Here is a 1,053-nt window from a genome sequence, read left to right as displayed (position 1 = left end):
AAACCCGCCCAGCGACAGGGAAAGCACCATCAGCGGCGTGCCAACGGTGTTGCCCAGATTGCCCATCTGCGCCATCGCACCGCTGGCCTGCGACCGGTCTGCCGCACTGCCGTTCAACTGCGGCACCGCAGCGAATGAGCCGCCCTGCACCAGCCCCATAGCCCCCGCCATGGCGATACACGCGGCCGGCGCACCAGGCATCATCCACAGCCATAGCGCAGCGGCGGCACAGGCCAGGAACCCCAGCTGCGCCAGCCGCACCCCCGGCAGGAGCCGCAGCAGATACACCCCTAACGTCATCGACACCGCAATACTGGCCAGCGGCATTGCCCCCAGCACGAAGGCCCGCGTGTCCGCGGCGATATAGGGCGGTATCACCGTCAGCACCGCCACAAAGCAGCAGGTGTAAAACAGCCAGCCCGCAGCCGGCGCCGATATCCAGGGGGAGCGGTAGACGGGCAGATGCAACCCCGGCAATTCCGCCAGCCGCGGCAGCAGCGTCCGCTTTGGCACCGGCACTTCGCGCAAGGCAAAGCCCAGCAGCAGCGCCAGCACCGCCATCACCGCTGCATGGGCGCCGAACAGCGCCAGCAGCCCCCAGGCATCCGCCAGCGGCAGGCCGAACCAGGCCAGCAGGGTAAAGGCGACGGCAAAAAACGTGCTCCACAGAGTCATGGCCAGCCCCCGCCCCCGGTCGGAGCTTAACTGTGCAATCAGCACCGGCCCAGCCACCACAACACCTAAGTGCGACAACCCTTCAACAACACGGGACGCCAGAAACACCCCGAACGGCAGATGCAGCGCCTGCAGGGCCGACATCGCCGCCCCGGCCCACAGCGCCCAGACCAGTGTCCGCCGGTAGCCAAAGGCGGCCACATACAGCCCCGCCACCGCGCCCAGCAGTATACCCAGTGTGCCAACCAGCGAGACCGAAAAGCTGAGCGCATTGCCTGCCTGCGGGTACAGTTCGCCCATCCGGCCGAAGATCACCGAAATCTTACCGTATTGCGCCGCCGCCCCCAGGCCAGCCGCCCAGACCGCCAGGATCAGCCC

Annotated in this window: 1 protein-coding gene; it reads right to left on the bottom strand. The window is 67.5% G+C overall.

The features are described 5' to 3' along the window. Positions 1 to 1,053, bottom strand: a 1,053-nt coding sequence (locus A2I95_RS41790; protein WP_367153230.1) for an MFS transporter, incomplete at both ends; no start/stop codon positions are given.

This window comes from Leisingera sp. F5, from assembly GCF_001593695.1.
The sequence above is the reverse complement of the archived record's forward strand: the minus strand, read 5'-3'. Positions and strand labels throughout refer to the sequence as shown.